The following is a 15784-nucleotide window of genomic DNA, read 5'->3' as shown; positions in this document are numbered from 1 at the left end:
GTCAAAGTCCTTTCGCGCTGCGGCTGCGGCTTGCTTGTACGGCCGACTCAGATGTCGAGGAAGCGGACGTCCTTGGCGTTGCGCTGGATGAACGAGCGCCGCGCCTCGACGTCCTCACCCATCAGCACCGAGAACAGGTCGTCGGCCTGCGCCGCGTCGTCGAGCGTGACCTGGCCGAGCACACGGTGGTCGACGTCCATCGTGGTGACACGCAGCTCCTCGGCGTTCATCTCGCCGAGGCCCTTGAAGCGCTGGATCGAGTCTTCCTTGATCCGCTTGCCGTTCTCCTTGCCGAGCACCACGAGGGCGTCGCGCTCGCGGTCCGAGTACGCGTACTCGAAGTCGTCCCGGCCCCACTTGATCTTGTAGAGCGGCGGGCGCGACAGGTAGACGTGCCCGGCCTCCACCAGCGGCCGCATGAAGCGGAAGAGGAACGTCAGCAGGAGGGTGTTGATGTGCTGACCGTCGACATCGGCGTCCGCCATCAGAATGATCTTGTGATAGCGGAGCTTCTCGATGTCGAAGTCCTCGTGGACCCCGGTGCCGAAGGCCGAGATCAACGCCTGGACCTCGGTGTTCTGCAGGATCTTGTCGATGCGGGCCTTCTCGACGTTCAGGATCTTGCCGCGGATCGGCAGGATGGCCTGGTACATCGGGTTACGGCCGGACTTCGCCGAACCACCGGCGGAGTCACCCTCGACGATGAAGATCTCGCACTTCGTCGGGTCGTTGGACTGGCAGTCGCTCAGCTTGCCCGGCAGTGAGGCGCTCTCCAGGAGCCCCTTGCGGCGGGTCAGGTCACGCGCCTTGCGGGCCGCCACACGGGCGGTCGAGGCGGCGATGCCCTTGCGGATGATGTCGGCAGCCTCGTTGGGGTTCCGGTCGAACCAGTCCGTCAGCTGCTCGTGGACGACCTTCTGCACGAAGGTCTTGGCCTCCGTGTTGCCCAGCTTGGTCTTCGTCTGCCCCTCGAACTGCGGCTCGCCCAGCTTCACCGAGATGATCGCCGTCAGACCCTCGCGGACGTCCTCACCGGTGAGGTTGTCGTCCTTCTCGCGCAGCAGCTTCTTGTCGCGCGCGTACCGGTTGACCAGCGAGGTCAGCGCCGCACGGAAGCCCTCCTCGTGCGCACCGCCCTCATGCGTGTGGATCGCGTTGGCGAAGGAGTAGACACCCTCGCTGTACTGCGTGTTCCACTGCATGGCGATCTCGGCCGAGAGGAGACGCTCCTTGTCCTCGGCCTCGATGTCGATCACCGACTGGTGAATGACGTCGCCCTTGCGGGAGTTGAGGTACTTGACGAAGTCGACGATGCCGTTCTCGTAGTGGTACGTGACCGAGCGCGTCGTCTCCTCCTCGGGGACGTCCACCGCCTCCGCGCTGTCCGCACCGGCCGTCGCCTTCGCCGACTCGCGTTCGTCCGTCAGCTTCAGGGTGAGGCCCTTGTTGAGGAAGGCCATCTCCTGGAAGCGCCGCGCGAGGGTCTCGAAGGAGTACTCGGTCGTCTCGAAGATGTCGCCGTCGGCCCAGAAGGTGACCGTCGTGCCCGTCTCCTCGGTGGCCTCGTTACGCGCCAGCGGGGCCGTCGGCACGCCGAACTTGTAGTCCTGGGTCCAGCGGTAGCCGTCCGTCCTGACCTCGACGGCCACCCGCGTGGACAGGGCGTTGACGACGGAGACACCGACGCCGTGCAGACCGCCGGAGACGGCGTAGCCGCCGCCGCCGAACTTTCCGCCCGCGTGCAGGACGGTGAGGACGACCTCGACGGCCGGCTTGCCCTCGGAGGGGACGATGCCGACCGGGATGCCACGGCCGTTGTCGATCACACGGACCCCGCCGTCGGCGAGGATCGTGACGTCGATGGTGTCCGCGTGCCCGGCCATGGCCTCGTCGACCGAGTTGTCGACGACCTCCTGCACGAGGTGGTGGAGACCGCGCTCACCGGTCGAGCCGATGTACATGCCAGGTCGCTTGCGGACCGCGTCCAGACCCTCGAGCACGGTGATCGCGTTGGCGTCGTACGAGGCTTTCACCTCACCCGAAGCCTTCACCTCGGCCGGGGCGGGAGCAGCGCTGCTCTCACCGGGGGTGGACGGAATGTTCTCGTTGGGGTTGCCGGAATCGGCCACGAAGCGCCCTTTCTGGCACAGCACAGGCCGTTCTCCGGGCAGGCGGGAGCGGCTGCGTCGTTCGGCTTGTATCGACGAATCCCGCAAGGACGCGGGATTGTCCACCAGTCTACCGGTAGCGCCGACCCGAATGGGGGTTTGCCGGTACCTGAGTCCACATGTGCCGCCCTGAATGAGTGCCTGACGACTCCCCATATCCGGGAAGGGGCCTCAAGAGGCTCACACGGGCATTGAGCGCTTCGGCCTGTCAGCCTCCCGCTACGGTGAGGGACGCCCGCCGCCCGCCGCCCGGTGTCAACCACCACACCCCCGCACAACACGGGCACCCCGGCCATCGACGGCAACAGGGGCATACCCTGCACCCGGGCCCTCGCGCACAGCGCCGGAGCCCTCGCGAAACAGGGGAAAAAGACCAGGTCAGAGCCGGTTATCCATAGGTGTCGCCGGGGCCCGTGCTGCCCGGTGCGCGCAGCGGACCGTATCTCCGCGCGGGCCCTCCCGGACCCAGGACCTTGATCATCCGTACGGTGCCGTGCCCCAGGTCCGCGTTCAGCCGGGCCACGAGCTGCGGCGCCAGCAGTCTCAGCTGCGTCGCCCACGCCGTGGAGTCGCACTGCACCGTCAGCACCCGCTCGTCGGGGTCCTCGTCGTAACGCAACGGCACACAGTGATTCGCCAGATCGTCACCCACGATCTGCGGCCAGCGGCCCATCACACCGCCCACCGCGGCCGGCGTCTCCCAGCCGCGCTCGGTGATCAGACGGTTGATCGCGGCGCCCAGCGGCAGCGGGTCCCGGCCGTCGGCGCGCGCACCGGAACGCAGCCCGCCGCCGCGCCGGGCCTGCTTCTTCTGCTGGGCGGCCGCACCGCGTGCCTTCGCCTGCTCCTTCGCCGCGCGCAGGGCCACCCGCGCCAGGTCCACGCCCGAGGGCTCCGGCTGCTTCGCCGCCTCGCCGGCCGGGTCCTTGCCGTCCCCGTCGCCGTTCACAGCCGCTCCACCTCACCGGCGGACACCGCGTACCGCGTGCCCGCGAGCACCCCGGGGACGTCGTCGTCCACCGCGGCCGTCACCAGCACCTGCTCACCGGGGGCCACCAGTTCGGCCAGCCGCTCCCGGCGCCGCGCGTCCAGTTCGGCGAAGACGTCGTCCAGGACCAGCACCGGCTCATTGCCCTCGGAGCGCAGCAGATCGTACGAGGCCAGCCGCAGGGCCAGCGCGTACGACCAGGACTCCCCGTGGCTGGCGTACCCCTTGGCCGGCATGGAGCGCAGGCCCAGGACCAGGTCGTCGCGGTGCGGGCCGACCAGCGTCACCCCGCGCTCGATCTCCTGCTTGCGCACATCGGCGAGGGCCGCGATCAGCTGCCCGTACAGTTCCTCGCGCGTGCGCGCGGGCTCCGCTCCCGAGCCGACCTCGGCGCCCACCTCGGGGCCCACCGAGCTCCGGTACTCCAGCGTCACCGGGCCGCCGCCCGGCGCCACGTCCGCGTACGCCTTGTCGGCCAGGGGCTGGAGCGTGGCGATCAGATCCAGCCGCTGCGCCAGTAGTTCGGCGCCCACGCGGCCCAGATGCTGGTCCCACACGTCGAGCGTCGACAGGTCCATGGACCGTCCGCCGTGGCGGCGCGCCATCGCCGCGGACTTCAGCAGCGTGTTGCGCTGTTTCAGCACTCGGTCGTAGTCGGAGCGCACCCCGGCCATCCGCGGCGAACGCGCGGTGACCAGTTCGTCGAGGAAGCGCCGGCGCTCACCGGGGTCGCCCTTGACCAGCGCGAGATCCTCCGGCGCGAACAGCACCGTGCGCACGATCCCCAGCACATCGCGGGGTCTGACCTGCGACGACCTGTTGATCCGGGCGCGATTGGCCTTGCCCGGGTTCAGTTCCAGCTCGACCAGCTGGGACCGCTCGCCCTGGGTGACGGCCGCCCTGATGACAGCCCGGTCGGCGCCCATCCGCACCAGGGGCGCGTCGGAGGAGACACGGTGGCTGCCGAGCGTCGCGAGATAGCCGACGGCCTCGACGAGATTGGTCTTGCCCTGCCCGTTGGCACCCACGAACGCGGTGACGCCCGGGTCGAGAGGCACCTCGACCCGGGCGTACGAGCGGAAGTCGGCCAGCGACAGATGCGTGACATGCATGGTGTACGCCGACCTTTCCGGCTTCCTGCTCCGTGCTTCGTCGGGCGGGTCGGACCGTCGGTACCGTCCCGCCCTCCGTTGCGGCTACTGCGTGTTCGCGGCTGCTACTTCTTGTTCTCCACCGCGTGGCCGCCGAACTGGTTGCGCAGTGCGGCGATCATCTTCATCTGCGGGGAGTCGTCCTGGCGCGAGGCGAAGCGCGCGAAGAGCGACGCGGTGATCGCGGGCAGCGGGACCGCGTTGTCGATGGCCGCCTCCACCGTCCAGCGGCCCTCGCCGGAGTCGGCGGCGAAGCCACGGAGCTGGTCCAGGTGCTCGTCGTCGTCCAGCGCGTTGACCGCCAGGTCGAGCAGCCAGGAACGGATGACCGTGCCCTCCTGCCAGGAGCGGAAGACCTCGCGCACGTCGGTGACGGAGTCGACCTTCTCCAGGAGCTCCCAGCCCTCGGCGTAGGCCTGCATCATGGCGTACTCGATGCCGTTGTGAACCATCTTCGCGAAGTGGCCGGCGCCGACCTTGCCCGCGTGGACGGAACCGAAGTCGCCCTCGGGCTTCAGCGCGTCGAAGACCGGCTGGACCTTCGCGACGTCCTCGGCGGCGCCGCCGTACATCAGCGCGTAGCCGTTCTCCAGGCCCCAGACGCCGCCGGAGACGCCGCAGTCCACGAAGCCGATGCCCTTGATGCCCAGCTCGACCGCGTGCTTCTCGTCGTCGGTCCAGCGGGAGTTCCCGCCGTCCACGACGATGTCGCCGGGCGAGAGCAGCTCGGCCAGCTCATCGATCGTCGACTGGGTCGCGGCACCGGCCGGGACCATGACCCACACGACGCGGGGGCCCTTCAGCTTGCCCACAAGCTCTTCGAGGCTGTGGACATCGGCGACGTCCGGGTTGCGGTCGTAACCGATGACGGTGTGGCCGGCGCGGCGAATGCGCTCGCGCATGTTGCCGCCCATCTTGCCGAGGCCGACGAGACCGAGCTCCATCAGAGATTCCTTAAGCCTTGTGCCGATTCGTACCCAGGACCGAGCCTACGCCCGGCGGGGGACAGGACGCCGGGCATGCTCGGCGCTGAACATGCCCGTCGGGTCCTGCCGCGCTTCCTCGCACGGCGGCAGGACCGGAGACCGGATCAGCCGGAGAGGCGGACCGGCATGATCAGGTACTTGTACGCATCGTCCGCCTCGGCGTCCACGGCAGGCCGGCCGCTGAGCAGCGCGGGCTTGGTGGACGTCGTGAAGGAGAGCTGGGCGACCGGCGAGTCGATGGCGCTCAGGCCGTCGAGCAGGAAGGTCGGGTTGAAGGCGATCGAGATGTCGTCGCCCTCCAGCACGGAGTCGACACGCTCCACAGCCTGTGCGTCGTCGCTGGAGCCCGCTTCGAGGATCAGGACGCCCTGTTCGAAGCTGAGCCGCACCGGGGTGTTGCGCTCGGCCACCAGGGCCACGCGCTTGACGGCCTCGACGAACGGGGCCGTCTCGATGACCGCGACCGAGTTGAACTCGGTGGGGAAGAGCGTGCGGTACTTCGGCAGGTCGCCCTCGAGCAGCCGGGTGGTGGTCCGCCGGCCCGCGCCCTCGAAGCCGATGAGGCCTTCACCGGCGCCGGAGCCCGACAGGGCGAGCGTCACGGTGTCACCGCTGGTCAGCGCCTTGGCGGTGTCCAGCAGCGTCTTGGCGGGCACCAGCGCGACGGCGGAGGCGTCGGCGTTCTCCGGCTTCCAGAGGAACTCGCGGACCGCGAAGCGGTAGCGGTCGGTGGAGGCGAGGGTGACGGTGTCGCCCTCGATCTCGATGCGCACACCGGTGAGCACGGGCAGCGTGTCGTCGCGGCCCGCGGCGATGGCGACCTGGGCGGCGGCGGAGGCGAAGACCTCGCCGGGCACGGTGCCGGTGGCGGTCGGCATCTGCGGAAGTGCGGGGTACTCCTCCACAGGAAGGGTGTGGAGGGTGAACCGCGAGGATCCGCAGGCGACCGTCGCCCGTACACCGTCTGTGGAAATCTCCACCGGCCGGTTGGGCAGGGCGCGGCAGATGTCGGCGAGCAGCCGACCGGAGACGAGCACCGTGCCGTCCTCCTCGATCTCGGCATCCACCGAGACCCGGGCCGAGACCTCGTAGTCGAAGCTCGAGAAGCTGAGGGCGCCGTCCTCAGCCTTCAGCAGAAGGCCCGCAAGAACGGGCGCCGGCGGACGGGCCGGGAGGCTACGGGCCACCCAGGCCACAGCCTCCGCGAGTACATCGCGCTCCACCCGGATCTTCACCGGAACCGCCTCCTGCTGTTGCTCGCTCGCCCTGCTGGCCTTCGTCGTCTGGTCGGGTCGCTCCACCGTTGCCGGGGGGAGGACGCCGGGGACCAGTCTGACGTACGGCACCGACACTCGGTGCTGCTCGGGGTCAAGTCGCGACGAGAGGTCCGGAGCGCTCCGGCGCCGAGTTGTGCACAGGCCCCACTTCGAAGCGGATTCCGGGCTAACTATAGGTGGCAGTAGTAGTAGGGCCTGTGGAAACGGTGGATAACGTCGTTTTCGCAGGTCAGACCCAGTTTTTTGTCCACCGGCCCTGTGGGTGGCACCGGTGGACAACCCGGTGTTTCTGTGGACACCCGAAAGTTGTGCACACCCGGTACACAGGGCAGGGGGGTTTCTCCCCAGGACTGTCCCCAGCTTTACCCACGTTCCCCACAGCCCAACCGACCCTCTCGGTGTGACGCCTTTCACTCGGGGCGGTGAAAGCGGGTGTTGCGTTGCCGAACAGTGGACAGCGGTGTGGAGAAGCCCGTTCTTCCTGGGGAAAACAGCCGCCGTCCTGTGGGCCGACGGTGGACAACGCCGGAGGCCCCCTGTGGACGAAAAACTTGTCCACAGGCTGTGGATCATTGTTGACCACAAATCCCCAGGCCTCTGAGCTGGCCTGATGGAGTATCGGCTGCCTCGCCTGTGGAAGCAGTATGGACAACTTTTGGATCCCCAGGCTGTGGAGGGGAAATTCTCCCCAGATCTGTGGAGAACACCCGTGTCCTGGCAGGTATTCGAACAGCGCGGTCGGCCGAAAGCCCTCGTCATCGCCGCGACGACGTGCCGTGAGGGGCGCCGAGAGGGGTTGCCGGGCCGCTCCACGGGGAACGGAGAAGGGCGCTGTGCGGACTCCTGACGAGTCCGCACAGCGCCCTTCGGTCGCGTGCGTGGCCGGCTGCGGGAGGGCCGTCAGCCGTTCTTGATGCGGTTGGTGAGCTCGGTGACCTGGTTGTAGATGGAGCGCCGCTCCGCCATCAGCGCGCGGATCTTGCGGTCGGCGTGCATCACCGTCGTATGGTCCCGGCCGCCGAACTGCGCGCCGATCTTGGGCAGCGAAAGGTCCGTCAGCTCGCGGCACAGATACATGGCGATCTGGCGTGCCGTCACCAGCACGCGGCTGCGCGAGGAACCGCAGAGATCCTCCACCGTCAGACCGAAGTAGTCAGCGGTCGCCGCCATGATGGCCGACGCCGTGATCTCCGGAGCGGAGTCTTCGCCGCCGGGGATCAGGTCCTTCAGCACGATCTCGGTCAGCCCGAGATCCACGGGCTGACGGTTGAGGCTGGCGAAGGCCGTCACCCGGATGAGAGCGCCCTCCAGCTCACGGATGTTGCGGGAGATCCGTGAGGCGATGAACTCCAGGACCTCCGGCGGGGCGTTGAGCTGCTCCTGTACCGCCTTCTTGCGCAGGATCGCGATGCGCGTCTCCAGCTCCGGCGGCTGCACATCGGTGGTCAGACCCCACTCGAAACGATTCCGCAGCCTGTCCTCCAGGGTCACCAGCTGCTTGGGCGGGCGGTCCGAGGACAGCACGATCTGCTTGTTGGCGTTGTGGAGCGTATTGAAGGTGTGGAAGAACTCCTCCTGCGTCGACTCCTTGCTCGCCAGGAACTGGATGTCGTCGACCAGCAGGATGTCCACGTCGCGGTACCGCTTGCGGAAGGTGTCGCCCTTGCCGTCACGGATCGAGTTGATGAACTCGTTGGTGAACTCCTCGGAGCTCACATACCGCACCCGGGTGCCCGGATAGAGGCTGCGGGCGTAGTGCCCGATGGCATGCAGCAGGTGGGTCTTGCCGAGGCCCGACTCCCCATAGATGAAGAGCGGGTTGTACGCCTTCGCCGGCGCCTCGGCCACCGCGACGGCCGCGGCGTGCGCGAACCGGTTCGAGGCCCCGATGACGAAGGTGTCGAAGAGGTACTTCGGGTTCAGCCGTGCGTGCGGCTCACCGGGGCCGGGTGCCGGTGCGGGCTGGGCGCCCATGGGACCGGTGCCGCCGCCGGGCCGGCCGGTGCCGCCCTGCCGGTGCTGGGGCTCCTGCATGTCGTGGCGCTCGGGGCGCTGGGACTCGTACCCCTGGCGCTCGGGCGGTTGCGGACGGTAGTCGTGCTGAGGCTGCTGCGGGGGGCGGCCGGAGCCGTACGGCTCGCGCCACTGCTCGGGGGACGGGTCGCGGTCCTGGAACCCGCCGAGTCGGGGCTGCTGCCAGGAGAGGTCCTCCTGGGTGCGCGGCCAGGCGCCCGGTTCGGGTCGCTGCTGCTGATAGTCGGGGTAGGCGGGCCGGGCCGTCGGCATGCCGTCGTCCGAGGGGCGGTGGCCGTATCCGTCGTAGCCGTCGTTGTGCTGCCGGTCGTCGTGCTGCGGCCCCTGGTAGCGGTGCTGCTGCGGCTGCTGGGACTGGTGCATGGGGGGCGCCGGCGGATTCGGGGGTTCGCCCGCGGAGTCGTCGACCGTGATCGCGATCCGGATCGGCCGCCCGCACTCGCGGCTCAGGGTCTCGCTGATGAGCGGGGCGAGCCGGCCCTCCAGGACGCGCTTGCCCCATTCATTGGGGACGGCGAGCAGCGCGGTGTCGGCGACCAGGGCGAGCGGCTGGCAGCGCTCGATCCACTGCTTGTCCTTCGGCTCGATGCCCTGCTGGCCCTCCCCGAGGAGTTGCTCCAGCACGCGTGGCCACACTGCGGCAAGATCGGCAGGTACGTCAGCCACAGGGCACGCTCTCTCGCAGGTCCCACGAATGTGTGGTTCTCGGGACGTATGGGTCGGGATGGGTGAGGACCGGCAGGCGGGAAGAAAAAGAACCGGAGTTCAGCCACGGTAGGCGGGCCGACCCGTGCGGTTCAAGTCGTTGTCCACAGGCTGTGCACAATGGGGGGTCCGACAGGGTCGGTTTGACCGGATGGCGTAGCCGCGCGTACCGTGACCAGGTCGAGTTGTCGATGGCTGCTGCCGCCTGCCTCCGATGGGCAAAGATCACGATCTGTGATGGTGAAGCGGTGCAACTGGAGCGTTTACGCGAGTCTCTCGTGGGCGCACGGTGACAGCCAGGCGATGTCCCGCCAACAAACGATCATTACTGGAGCCCCCGAGTGAGCAAGCGCACCTTCCAGCCGAACAACCGTCGTCGCGCGAAGACCCACGGTTTCCGTCTGCGTATGCGGACCCGTGCCGGCCGCGCGATCCTCGCGTCCCGCCGTGGCAAGGGCCGCGCCAGCCTGTCCGCCTGATCGCGTACAGGTCGTCATGACGTGCTGCCTACCGAGAATCGGCTGAGGCGGCGCGAGGACTTCGCGACCGCGGTACGACGAGGACGCAGGGCAGGCCGCCCGCTACTCGTCGTCCATCTACGCAGCGGTGCAACGGACCCGCACGTGACTGGGGAGACTGCTCCCCCGCCGCGTGCGGGTTTCGTTGTCAGCAAAGCAGTGGGTGGCGCGGTCGTCCGCACAGCGGTGAAGCGAAGGCTTCGCCATCTGGTCCGCGAACGGCTGGCCCTGCTGCCCCCCGGTAGCCTGGTTGTCGTACGCGCGTTGCCCGGCTCGGGTGACGCCGACCATGAACAGCTGGCCCGAGACCTGGATGCCGCTCTCCAGCGGCTGCTGGGAGGGGGCGCGCGATGAAGTACCCGCTGCTGGCTCTCATCAAGCTGTACCAGTGGACGATCAGCCCACTACTCGGGCCTGTCTGCCGTTACTACCCGTCGTGTTCCCACTATGGATATACGGCGATCGACCGGCACGGAGCGATCAAGGGCACGGCGCTGACAGCCTGGCGCATCCTGCGATGCAATCCGTGGTCACCCGGCGGCGTGGATCACGTTCCACCACGCAAACGTCCGCGCTGGCACGAACTGCTGCGTAGTGCCGTACGCGGCAGCAAGGGCGGGGACTCCGCCGCTGATGTGCCTTCCGGGAAGTCGGCCACCGACCTCCCGGCCCCGGCCGCAGAGACTTCGCCCAATGCTCAAGGAGCCTGATTAGTGGACACGATTGCCAGTCTGTTCAGCTTCATCACGTGGCCCGTTTCCTGGGTCATCGTCCAGTTCCACAAGTTGTACGGGGCGATCTTCGGCCCCGACACGGGATGGGCCTGGGGTCTTTCCATCGTGTCCCTCGTGGTGCTGATCCGTATCTGTCTGATCCCGCTGTTCGTCAAGCAGATCAAGTCGACGCGGAACATGCAGGTGCTCCAGCCGAAGATGAAGGCGATCCAGGAGCGCTACAAGAGCGACAAGCAGCGTCAGTCCGAAGAGATGATGAAGCTGTACAAGGAGACGGGTACCAACCCGCTCTCCTCGTGCCTTCCCATCCTGGCGCAGTCGCCGTTCTTCTTCGCCCTGTACCACGTGCTCTCGGCCATCGCGTCGAACAAGAAGATCGGCGTCATCGACCAGTCGCTGCTCGACAGCGCGCGTCAGGCTCACATCTTCGGTGCTCCGCTGGCCGCCAAGTTCATGGACAGCGCCGAGAAGGTCGAGGCGCTCGGCGCCTCGCTGACCGACGTCCGGATCGTCACCGCGGTCATGATCGTGATGATGTCGGCCTCGCAGTTCTTCACCCAGCGCCAGCTGATGACGAAGAACGTCGACCTCACGGTCAAGACGCCGTACATGCAGCAGCAGAAGATGCTCATGTACATCTTCCCGCTGATCTTCGCGGTCATGGGTATCAACTTCCCCGTCGGTGTCCTCGTCTACTGGCTCACCACGAACGTCTGGACCATGGGTCAGCAGATGTACGTGATCAACCAGAACCCCACCCCGGGCAGCAAGGCGCAGGAGCAGTACCTCGGGCGTCTTCTGAAGAGCGTCACCTCGCACGGTGAGGTGAAGGGCCGCACCCGGCGCAACACGGTCAAGCGCATCGTGGCCAAGGGCACGGACCGCAACGACATCGAGCGGAAGTTCGTGACCGGCCTGGCCAAGCTCGGCCTCGCCCCCCAGGAGGACGGCACGGTGGCCAAGAGCGACACCGCCGTCGCCGAGGCCGAGGGCGGAGCCGCACAGCGGCGCCAGCAGCCCAAGCGCCAGACGAAGGCGAAGCGCCAGACCACCGCGGGTCACCCGGGCGGGGCCAAGGATGCCGAGGCCGGCGAGTCCGAGTCCGGCTCGAAGACCTCCCTGCAGAAGAGCGCACCGCAGGACGACAAGCCCAAGCCGGCGGGCAAGCCCGCGTCCGGCTCCTCACGCCAAGCCAAGTCCGGACAGCGCAAGGGCCCACAGCGGCCCAAGCACCCGTCCAAGAAGTAAGAAGGAGTCCATCCGTGACGGAAGGCACCACCTCCACGGCCGCTGAGGGCAGCGACACCTTGACCCGCCTTGAGCAGGAAGGGGAGATCGCAGCGGACTACCTTGAGGGCCTGCTCGACATCGCCGACCTCGACGGCGACATCGACATGGACGTCGAGGCGGACCGGGCCGCGGTCTCGATCATCAGTGAATCGGCACGTGAACTGCAGAAGCTCGTGGGCCGCGACGGTGAGGTGCTGGAGGCACTCCAGGAGCTGACGCGGCTGGCCGTGCACCGGGAGACCGGTGACCGCAGTCGTCTGATGCTCGACATCGCCGGATTCCGCGCCCAGAAGCGCACGGAACTCGCCGAGCTGGGTGCCAAGGCCGCGGACGAGGTCAAGAGCACCGGTGAGCCGGTGAAGCTCGACCCGATGACGCCGTTCGAGCGCAAGGTTGTGCACGACGCGGTCGCGGCCGCCGGTCTGCGCAGCGAATCGGAGGGCGAGGAGCCGCAGCGCTTCGTCGTCGTCCTTCCGGCCTGACCGGATCCTCTCGTGTCGGCCCCGTCTGTTCGCAGACGGGGCCGATCTTTGTCAGCCTGATAGTCAGCCACCCATGGTGCGGTAATGCGGTATGGAAGGACGGTTCCCGTGACGGAGGAAGTAGCGCTTCCCCAGGCGCCCGACGAGGCCCGGGAGGTGTTCGGTGAGTGCTTTCCCGAGGCCGTCCGGTACGCGGAGCTGCTGGCCGACGCGGGGGTCAAGCGTGGGCTGATCGGTCCGCGCGAGGTTCCGCGCCTGTGGGAGAGGCACCTGCTGAACTGCGCGGTGCTCTCCGAGGTCGTCCCTGAGGGCGTCACGGTCTGCGATGTGGGCTCCGGCGCGGGCCTTCCGGGGATTCCCCTGGCGCTGGTGCGCCCGGATCTGAAGATCACCCTGCTGGAACCGTTGCTGCGGCGTACGAACTTCCTCCAGGAGGTCGTCGAACTGCTGGGGCTCGATCATGTGACGGTCGTGCGTGGCCGGGCCGAGGAGGTTCTGGGCACGCTGCAGCCGGTGCATGTGGTGACGGCCCGGGCGGTCGCTCCGCTGGATCGCCTGGCGGGCTGGGGAGTGCCCCTGCTGCGTCCGTACGGGGAGATGCTGGCGCTCAAGGGTGATACCGCCGAGGAGGAGATCAACGGCGCGCGAGCGGCCCTCAGTAAGCTGGGCGTCGTGGAGACCGAGGTGCTGCACGTGGGTGAAGGTGTCGTCGACCCGATGTCCACCGTGGTGCGTGTGGTGGTGGGCGAGAGTCCTGGCGGTGTGAGGTTCGCCGCAAAGCGCGCCAAGGCCGCGCGGGTCAGCCGGACCCGTCGTCGTCGCTGAGCGCGGCCGTACGTACTCGCTGTCGTCGCTGGGCGCAGCTGTACGTACCTGCTGTCGTCGCTGGGCGGAGCCGTACGTACCCCGCGCGGAGTGTCGTGCCCCTGTAGCTGCGCTGCAGGGGCATCGTGTTTCACGTGAAACGTCGCTCTCTGCTGCATGGAATCATCGGCCGCGGTCGTGCGGCCGCCACCCCTCGCCATCGCAGGCCCGTTAGGGCTACGGAGTTGTCCACAGAAGTGGATTCATCCACAGAAGAGCGGGCCTCGCTGGTTCGCGACCCCGAAACCATGGCAGGCTCTGCTCATTGCGAGCCTGAAGTCGAGGAGAGTGAATCCTTGCGGTCCGACGCCAACATCGCGGGACCGATGACCGATCCGGTCCCCGGTCCCCGAACCGAATCGGCGGGGGACGGTGTTTCACGTGAAACACCGCCGCCGATGGATGACACACCCATCGGCCGTGCGGCCCAGCTGGCGGTGGAGGCCCTCGGCCGTGCCGGCGAGGGGCTGCCGCGGCCTGACCAGACACGGGTCATGGTGGTGGCCAACCAGAAGGGCGGGGTAGGCAAGACCACCTCGACGGTCAACCTTGCCGCTTCGCTTGCGCTCCACGGCGCACGTGTCCTGGTGGTCGACCTCGACCCGCAGGGGAACGCCTCCACGGCTCTGGGTATCGACCACCATGCCGAAGTCCCCTCCATCTATGACGTCCTGGTAGAGAGCAAACCGCTCTCCGACGTGGTTCAGCCCGTCCCGGACGTCGAAGGTCTCTTCTGCGCCCCGGCGACCATCGATCTCGCCGGTGCGGAGATCGAGCTGGTGTCGCTGGTGGCGCGGGAGAGTCGGCTTCAGCGAGCGATCCAGGCGTACGAGCAGCCGCTCGACTACATCCTGATCGACTGCCCGCCCTCGCTCGGCCTGCTGACGGTCAATGCTCTGGTGGCCGGCGCGGAGGTGCTGATCCCGATCCAGTGCGAGTACTACGCGCTGGAAGGGCTGGGGCAGCTGCTGCGCAACGTCGACCTGGTGCGGGGGCATCTCAACCCCGATCTCCATGTGTCGACGATCCTGCTCACCATGTACGACGGCCGTACGAGGCTCGCGTCGCAGGTCGCGGAGGAGGTGCGCAGCCACTTCGGCAAGGAGGTGCTGCGGACCAGCATTCCCCGGTCGGTGCGGATCTCGGAAGCACCGAGCTACGGGCAGACCGTGCTCACGTACGACCCCGGTTCGAGCGGGTCCCTGTCCTACCTCGAAGCAGCCCGTGAGATCGCGTTGCGCGGGGTCGGGATCCAGTACGAGGCCCAGCACGCCCGGACGGGCAGCCGGAACAGCCAGCAGAATACTTCGGAGGGGATCCAGTGAGTGAGCGTCGCAGAGGTTTGGGGCGAGGGCTGGGTGCCCTGATCCCCGCCGCTCCGCAGGAGAAGCAGGTGCCGCCTGCCGGGATGGGCGCGGGAGCGCCCGGCTCGATGCCGGTGCTGACGTCCGAGCGGGGTGTGGCCGTCGCGAAGGTGACCAGCATGGGCTCGGGTGGCCCCGTGGTACCGGAGCCGAGCGCACCGGTCTCGGTGTCCGACGGCAGCGCGGGCCCGGCAGAGGTGGCCGGCGCATACTTCGCCGAGCTTCCCATCGACTCCATCACGCCGAACCCTCGTCAGCCGCGTGAGGTGTTCGACGAGGACGCGCTCGCCGAGTTGGTCACCTCTATCAAGGAGGTGGGTCTTCTCCAGCCCGTCGTCGTACGAAAGGCGGCGTCCGGGCGCTTCGAGCTCATCATGGGCGAGCGGCGCTGGAGGGCCTGCCGTGAGGCCGATCTGAAGCAGATCCCGGCGATCGTCCGGGCCACTGACGACGAGAAGCTCCTTCTGGACGCGCTTCTGGAGAACCTTCACCGGGCTCAGCTGAACCCCTTGGAGGAGGCCGCCGCGTACGACCAGCTGCTCAAGGACTTCAAGTGCACCCATGACCAGCTGGCCGACCGGATCGGGCGTTCCCGGCCGCAGGTGTCCAACACCCTGCGTCTGCTGCGGCTGTCTCCGCCGGTTCAGCGCCGGGTCGCAGCCGGCGTGCTGTCGGCAGGACACGCACGGGCGCTGCTGTCGGTGGACGACTCCGATGAGCAGGACAAGCTGGCGCATCGCATCGTGGCCGAGGGGCTCTCCGTGCGCGCGGTCGAGGAGATCGTGACGCTCATGAGCTCCAGGCCGACGAGCACGGCCCGTTCGAAGGGACCGCGAGCCGGCAGCCGGCTGTCGCCGGCGCTCACGGACCTGGCGTCCCGGCTGTCCGACCGGTTCGAGACCAGGGTGAAGGTGGACCTCGGGCAGAAGAAGGGAAAGATCGTCGTCGAGTTCGCCTCGATGGAGGACCTGGACCGCATCCTCGGCAGCCTCGCGCCGGGCGAGGGCCGTGTCCTGGACCGCGATACCGCGGAGGAGCCGGCCGAGGACGACGAGGGCTGACGTTTCGTGTGGTGAGTGGCGGGCCGTGCTCCGGCGGATGACGGAGCACGGCCCGCCTTTCGCTTTCCGCGGGTGTCGTCTGCCCTTTGCTTTTTCGCGGTGTCGGCTTGATCCCTCCGTGGATACGATGCGTTCTGGTAGGGCACATCCGTGTGATCCACC

Annotated in this window: 14 protein-coding genes; 8 read left to right on the top strand and 6 right to left on the bottom strand. The window is 68.1% G+C overall.

Features of this window, described 5'->3' with window-relative positions:
* Window positions 1-47: 47 nt before the first annotated feature.
* The 6 genes from gyrB to dnaA all read right to left on the bottom strand — a co-directional run bounded on the left by gyrB (window position 48) and on the right by dnaA (window position 9270).
* Window positions 48-2153, bottom strand: a complete 2106-nt coding sequence (gene gyrB, locus EAO72_RS26270; RefSeq protein ID WP_148019664.1) for a DNA topoisomerase (ATP-hydrolyzing) subunit B — start codon at window positions 2151-2153, stop codon at window positions 48-50.
* A gap of 403 nt (window positions 2154-2556) precedes the next feature.
* Window positions 2557-3117 (bottom strand): DciA family protein, encoded by a 561-nt coding sequence (locus EAO72_RS26265; protein ID WP_148019663.1) that lies wholly within the window; start codon window positions 3115-3117, stop codon window positions 2557-2559.
* Entirely contained in the window at window positions 3114-4268 is a 1155-nt protein-coding gene (gene recF, locus EAO72_RS26260) for a DNA replication/repair protein RecF (RefSeq protein ID WP_148019662.1), read from the bottom strand. The genes EAO72_RS26265 and recF overlap by 4 nt, the downstream gene beginning before the upstream one ends.
* Window positions 4269-4372: 104 nt before the next feature.
* Window positions 4373-5251 carry a phosphogluconate dehydrogenase (NAD(+)-dependent, decarboxylating) gene (gnd, locus tag EAO72_RS26255; protein ID WP_148019661.1) on the bottom strand — a complete coding sequence of 293 codons (879 nt, stop codon included), beginning with the start codon at window positions 5249-5251 and terminating at the stop codon, window positions 4373-4375.
* A 146-nt stretch (window positions 5252-5397) separates the two neighbouring features.
* Window positions 5398-6528 carry a DNA polymerase III subunit beta gene (dnaN, locus tag EAO72_RS26250; protein WP_148022051.1) on the bottom strand — a complete coding sequence of 377 codons (1131 nt, stop codon included), beginning with the start codon at window positions 6526-6528 and terminating at the stop codon, window positions 5398-5400.
* Window positions 6529-7470: 942 nt separating this feature from the next.
* A complete protein-coding gene (gene dnaA, locus EAO72_RS26240) occupies window positions 7471-9270 on the bottom strand; it encodes a chromosomal replication initiator protein DnaA (RefSeq protein ID WP_148019660.1) in 1800 nt (599 codons plus the stop codon).
* Window positions 9271-9650: 380 nt separating this feature from the next.
* On the opposite strand from dnaA, the gene rpmH reads away from it, so the two are divergent.
* The 8 genes from rpmH (at window position 9651) to EAO72_RS26200 (ending at window position 15622) form a co-directional block, all read left to right on the top strand.
* Entirely contained in the window at window positions 9651-9788 is a 138-nt protein-coding gene (rpmH, locus tag EAO72_RS26235) for a 50S ribosomal protein L34 (protein ID WP_010985740.1), read from the top strand.
* A 21-nt stretch (window positions 9789-9809) separates the two neighbouring features.
* On the top strand, window positions 9810-10181 hold the full coding sequence (rnpA, locus tag EAO72_RS26230; protein WP_148019659.1) for a ribonuclease P protein component: 372 nt from the start codon (window positions 9810-9812) through the stop codon (window positions 10179-10181).
* On the top strand, window positions 10178-10537 hold the full coding sequence (gene yidD, locus EAO72_RS26225; protein WP_148019658.1) for a membrane protein insertion efficiency factor YidD: 360 nt from the start codon (window positions 10178-10180) through the stop codon (window positions 10535-10537). Before rnpA ends, yidD begins: the two co-directional genes overlap by 4 nt.
* 3 nt (window positions 10538-10540) lie before the next feature.
* Complete coding sequence (gene yidC, locus EAO72_RS26220) at window positions 10541-11809, top strand: membrane protein insertase YidC (protein ID WP_148019657.1); 1269 nt, start codon at window positions 10541-10543, stop codon at window positions 11807-11809.
* A 14-nt stretch (window positions 11810-11823) separates the two neighbouring features.
* Window positions 11824-12333 carry a Jag family protein gene (locus tag EAO72_RS26215; protein WP_148019656.1) on the top strand — a complete coding sequence of 170 codons (510 nt, stop codon included), beginning with the start codon at window positions 11824-11826 and terminating at the stop codon, window positions 12331-12333.
* 84 nt (window positions 12334-12417) lie between these two features.
* The gene (rsmG, locus tag EAO72_RS26210; protein ID WP_148019655.1) at window positions 12418-13158 is read left to right on the top strand and encodes a 16S rRNA (guanine(527)-N(7))-methyltransferase RsmG; all 741 of its coding nucleotides are present in this window, start codon (window positions 12418-12420) and stop codon (window positions 13156-13158) included.
* Window positions 13159-13445: 287 nt separating this feature from the next.
* Entirely contained in the window at window positions 13446-14522 is a 1077-nt protein-coding gene (locus tag EAO72_RS26205; RefSeq protein WP_148019654.1) for a ParA family protein, read from the top strand.
* Window positions 14519-15622 (top strand): ParB/RepB/Spo0J family partition protein, encoded by a 1104-nt coding sequence (locus EAO72_RS26200; protein WP_148019653.1) that lies wholly within the window; start codon window positions 14519-14521, stop codon window positions 15620-15622. Before EAO72_RS26205 ends, EAO72_RS26200 begins: the two co-directional genes overlap by 4 nt.
* Window positions 15623-15784: the final 162 nt, after the last annotated feature.

Source organism: Streptomyces sp. OR43 (assembly GCF_008042275.1).
Lineage (GTDB): Bacteria > Actinomycetota > Actinomycetes > Streptomycetales > Streptomycetaceae > Streptomyces.
The sequence above is the reverse complement of the archived record's forward strand: the minus strand, read 5'-3'. Positions and strand labels throughout refer to the sequence as shown.